Source organism: Mesorhizobium sp. M7A.F.Ca.MR.362.00.0.0 (assembly GCF_004023175.1).
In the GTDB taxonomy this organism is placed as follows: Bacteria; Pseudomonadota; Alphaproteobacteria; order Rhizobiales; family Rhizobiaceae; genus Mesorhizobium.
The window spans coordinates 1,526-5,994 of sequence record NZ_RZTF01000390.1 but is presented as its reverse complement, the minus strand read 5'-3'; the positions used below and the strand labels follow the sequence as shown (position 1 = coordinate 5,994).

5 protein-coding genes and 2 pseudogenes are annotated in these 4,469 nt (G+C 61.5%); 4 read left to right on the top strand and 3 right to left on the bottom strand.

Annotated features, from left to right (window positions below):
* Positions 1-159: pseudogene (locus EOC06_RS30940) on the top strand (transposase); the annotation flags it as partial.
* Between the two features lie 11 nt (positions 160-170).
* Here the strand turns inward: EOC06_RS30940 and EOC06_RS30935 are convergent.
* Positions 171-1,240, bottom strand: a protein-coding gene (locus EOC06_RS30935) for an IS630 family transposase (protein ID WP_128309574.1) whose coding sequence is annotated in 2 segments (ribosomal slippage) — positions 171-754 and positions 754-1,240 — 1,071 coding nt in all. Because the reading frame shifts where the segments join, the coding sequence is not laid out codon by codon here.
* A gap of 84 nt (positions 1,241-1,324) precedes the next feature.
* On the opposite strand from EOC06_RS30935, the pseudogene EOC06_RS30930 reads away from it, so the two are divergent.
* A pseudogene (locus EOC06_RS30930) lies at positions 1,325-1,447 on the top strand (transposase); the annotation flags it as partial.
* Between the two features lie 41 nt (positions 1,448-1,488).
* Here the strand turns inward: EOC06_RS30930 and EOC06_RS45220 are convergent.
* Positions 1,489-1,647: a hypothetical protein gene (locus EOC06_RS45220; protein ID WP_368773612.1), complete on the bottom strand. Its 159-nt coding sequence runs from the start codon at positions 1,645-1,647 to the stop codon at positions 1,489-1,491.
* 172 nt (positions 1,648-1,819) lie between these two features.
* Positions 1,820-1,993 (bottom strand): GntR family transcriptional regulator, encoded by a 174-nt coding sequence (locus EOC06_RS43945; protein WP_245470242.1) that lies wholly within the window; start codon positions 1,991-1,993, stop codon positions 1,820-1,822.
* A gap of 198 nt (positions 1,994-2,191) precedes the next feature.
* On the opposite strand from EOC06_RS43945, the gene EOC06_RS40365 reads away from it, so the two are divergent.
* Both EOC06_RS40365 and EOC06_RS30920 read left to right on the top strand, forming a co-directional pair.
* A complete protein-coding gene (locus EOC06_RS40365; RefSeq protein ID WP_164898822.1) occupies positions 2,192-2,341 on the top strand; it encodes a hypothetical protein in 150 nt (49 codons plus the stop codon).
* 262 nt (positions 2,342-2,603) lie between these two features.
* Positions 2,604-4,469, top strand: a 1,866-nt coding sequence (locus EOC06_RS30920; protein ID WP_245470241.1) for a penicillin acylase family protein, incomplete at its 3' end; no start/stop codon positions are given.

Genomic DNA, 4,469 nt, shown 5'->3' with positions numbered 1-4,469 from the left:
GACATTGACGACACCTTTGATGCCGTGCATGGCGACCAGCAATTGCGCCTCTTCAACGCCCGTAACGACGAATATGGCTTCCAGCCGATTGTTGTGTTCGATGGCGCCGGCCGGTTCGTCGGTGCGGTCCTGCGACCGGCGAAACGGCCGAGCGGGGCTGATACCAACGGTCATGAAGCTCGACCGACGTGAGCCCACTCTCGCATTCCGATTGATGTGATTGTTTCGGGTTGGGCGATGAGCTTCTGCCAAGCCTCGCAGGCGGCGTCGATGATGGCGTCGTGGCCGTCGAAGACGCGGTTGGAGAGCCAGTTGGCGCGCAGATATTGCCAGACGTTCTCGACCGGGTTGAGTTCCGGGGCTCGCGATGGCAGCAGCACCGGCGTGATGTTTTTCGGCATCTTCAGCTTGGCGGTCGTGTGCCAGCCTGCCCGGTCGAGTAGCAGCACGGCGTGCGCGCCGCGCGCCACATGGCGGCTGATCTCGTCGAGGTGAAGCTGCATGGCCGCGGTGTCGGCAAACGGCAGCGCCATCGCTGCTCCCTTGCCGTGCGCCGGGCAGATGGCGCCGAACAGGTATGCGCTTTGATAGCGCTGGTCGGCGGACTGCCTGGGCCGCGTGCCACGGCGCGCCCATTGCCGCACGACACCGTTCTTCTGGCCAATTCGGGCTTCATCTTGAAACCACACCTCGACGGGCTTGCCCTTCGGCAGATCGGCGAGGTGGGCGTCTAGCGTGCGCGGAAAGTTTTTTTGAACTCTTCCACGATCCAGGCATCCTGCGCCGGATGGCGCGGCCGCGCGCTCATGTGCGAGAAGCCGAGTTCCTTCAGCAGCTTGCCCACGTAGCGCTCGTGATAGGCGACGCCGAAACGATCCGCGATGACGCGCTGCAGATCGATGCGCCGCCAGCGCACCACGCCGTCAACCGCCAGGTCCGGTCCCGTCTCGACGATTTGCGCCAGTTCGGCCTTTTGTTCCGGCGACAGGCGCGGCATGGGGCCGCTATACCAGGCATCCTTCACTCCGTCAGGGCCATCCTCGTTGAAGCGATGCACCCAGTCCCGCAGCGTCTGGCGGTCCATGCCGCCGATCCGTGCAGCATCTTCCCGGCTCATCCCGTCCATGACCCCAGCCAGCGACAACAAGCGCCTGCTCTGGTTGACGTCCTTCGCCGCCTTCGCCAATCGCCGAAGCGCCACAGCCGAATAGTCCGTCCGCATCTTCACCGCTGATCCCATCGCCCGAATCCTCCTCGCGACAAGGAAACACGGATCAATCGAGGCGGGAACCCCTAGAGAGTCAGCCCTCAGAACCTTTGGTATGAGATCCGCCCCCACCTGCGCCGCCTCGTGCGAGCGACCCGGAGCAACTGGCCGAACACCCGGATCCTGATCCGGGCCGACAGCCACTATTGTAGTCCACCGGTCATCGACTGGTGCCGCGCCAACGAATCGCGATTAATCCGCTCGCGCACGAATAGCCTGCCTCAGGCGCCGATAACCATATTGTGTACGCCATACTTCTGAATTGCGAATTCCGGGTATAAGTCGTGAAAAGAAGGGCCAATCCGCAACCGAAGGGTTTCAATTGTCGACAACAGATACGGCATGCCACAGCACTTGTAGACCGCGAAGTGGAATTCCATGTTCGCCCAAAGAACGTCGGCATAACGTTGTCTTTCGAGCCCTCTGTTGATCCCCCCTGAAGCGCCTCGAGAGAGTCCGCAAGATTCGCTGGAGCATTTGTCGCGCCCCGCTCTGCGGCCACTCCCTCAAGGGCGAGCCGCATGGTCGTAATTTCCTCAAGTGCGGGCATTGTCAAATAGGGCACGATGACTGTCTTTGGCCCCGAGTAGATGAGCGCACCTTCGTGGCCAGGCGATTCAGGGCGTCGCGCGCTGGAATAGAGCTCACACCGAGTGCATCTGCAACGGCGCGCACTGTCAATTTGCGCCCTGGTTCAAAGGCGCCGCGCACTAGGCGCTCTTTCATGGCGTCATAGGCAAGATCGCCCAGTCGAGCGTACTTCCTAAGTGGCGCCAGATCCGCACCTAGTGTTCCGGCCGCCGGCCGGTCATCGTGGGCCACCGAAACGGCGCCCTCTCCCTCAGTAACATCTTCCATCGACACTCAACTTTTTGTTGCACCACATTACATACGCTCAGTGTATAGGAAAATGGTGGTCGGCCAATGCAAAAAAATAAATTTAGCAATGAGAACGACAACCCGGCCAGCTATCGCTGCATCAATCCGCTGATAACTTTACTGTGCCATGCACACCGCATCGATCTGACGGGCGAAAGCCTGCGGCGAAGCAGCCGCAAAAAGCTTGACACCTGACGAATACAAAATGACAATAATCAACGCTAGCAGAGCCCTAGCCCCAGGGGGCGAGATCATCCCGGAATCCGGGGGCGCAATCATAACGGAGCAAAGGGGCGGCTTCGTCGGAATTGGCATCTCTGGTCACGGGTGCCGCCGGCGCTGCAACTGCCGACTGTCTTTCGCGACTGCCACGGGACGTCAGATGCGCCGAAGTACCGATGGCGGCATCACCGTTATCAGCAGTAGCTGTCTTTGGTTCATAGGGCCTCGTACTGCCATGACCGATACCCCTGCGGACGAAACCATCCGGCTGGCCGGCCTCGCGGCCGAGGCCGAGATCCGCATTGACCACTGGGGCATTCCGCACATCAGGGCGGCAAGCGAACACGACCTGTTCTTGGTGCAGGGGTTCAATGCCGCCCGTGACCGGCTCTGGCAGATCGATCTGTGGCGCAAGCGAGGCCTCGGCCTCCTCGGCGCGGATTTTGGCCCCGGCTACGTGGCCCAAGACCATGCCGCCCGGCATTTCCTCTACCGTGGGGACCTGGGTCCGGAATGGACAGCCTACGCGCCGGATACGGAATCGATTTGCATCGCGTTCACCGCCGGCATCAATGCCTATATTGCGCTCTGCGAAGCGGAGCCTGATCGCCTGCCACCGGAATTTGCACTGTTCGGTACGAAACCAGCCCGGTGGAGGCCTCCAGATGTTGTCCGCGTCCGCACCCACGCGCTGACCGGCAACGGGCTGTCGGAGATCCTGCGCGCCAACATCATGGCGCTGGCTGATGCCGAGACGGATCTGCTGCGCTGCGAGATCGACCCGCCGGTCCAACCGAAGGCGGCCGCAGGCATTTCGCTGGCCGATATTCCGCTTGCCGCAGCGCGCCTCTTCAAGCTCGCAACCGCGCCGGTCACCTTCCAAAAGGCCCGCCTTGCCGCTACCTTGGACGATATCTGGAAGTGGACCGACGTGACCGATCTCGGCGACGTCATCCAGGCAATGATGGAGGAAGGCTCCAACAACTGGGCCGTCCACGGCTCCCGAACCGAAAGCGGCCGGCCGATCCTTGCGAGTGATCCGCACCGGGCGCATGCCGTGCCTTCACTACGTTACCTCGTGCACCTGGAAGCGCCGGGGCTCAATGTTATAGGCACAGGCGAGCCGACCGCGCCGGGCGTTTCCCTCGGCCACAACGGGAAGATCGCCTTCGGTCTCACGATCTTTGCAGCCGACCAGGAAGACATATACGTCTACGAGACGAAGGACGGCGATCCTGATTCCTACCGCTATGGCGATCTCTGGGAGAAGATTGCCCGTATCGAAGAGGCATTTTCGGTCAAGGGCTTTGCCGACCAGACGCTGACGCTCTCCTTCACCCGACACGGCCCGATCCTTTACGAGAATGCAAAGAAGCAGCTGGTGATCGCCATGCGCTCCGTCTGGCTGTCACCGGGCTCGGCCGCCTATCTCGGCAGCCTGTCCTACATGCGCAGCAACTCGGTGAAGGGTTTTTCTGAAACGCTTTCCCATTGGGGCACGCCTTCGGTCAACCATGTCAGCGCCGATTTGGAGGGCAATATCGGCTGGTTCACGGCCGGTTTCACGCCTGTCCGCTGCAACTGGGAAGGCCTCTTGCCTGTGCCCGGCCACGGCAGCCATGAATGGGACGGTTTCCTACCTGCCAATCAACTTCCGCGCAAATACAATCCGTCCGAGGGCTTCGTGGCTTCCGCCAACGAGATGAACCTGCCGGCAGACCGCGATCCGAAAGCCCCGTCGATTGGCCATGAATGGGCGGAAGTGAGCCGCACCCGGCGCATCAGGTCTGTCCTCACCAGCGATCCCAAACACACGCTGAACGCGTCAATGGCGTTGCAGACGGACGTATACTCTCGGCCGGCTGCCACGATCTGCGGCGTGCTTGAAAAAGTTGCAGGCCGGCAACTTTTGGACGATGTCCCGCAAAAGGCACTCGATCTGCTCAGGAATTGGGACCACCGGCTTGAAGCCACGAGCCCCCCCGCGGCGCTATTCGAAGTCTGGTGGATGAAGCACCTCCGCCCGGCGCTTCTCGCAAGATTCGCTCCGAACCCGACGGTGCTGCAGTTGCTGCTACCGGGCGATGTCGACCGGATGCTC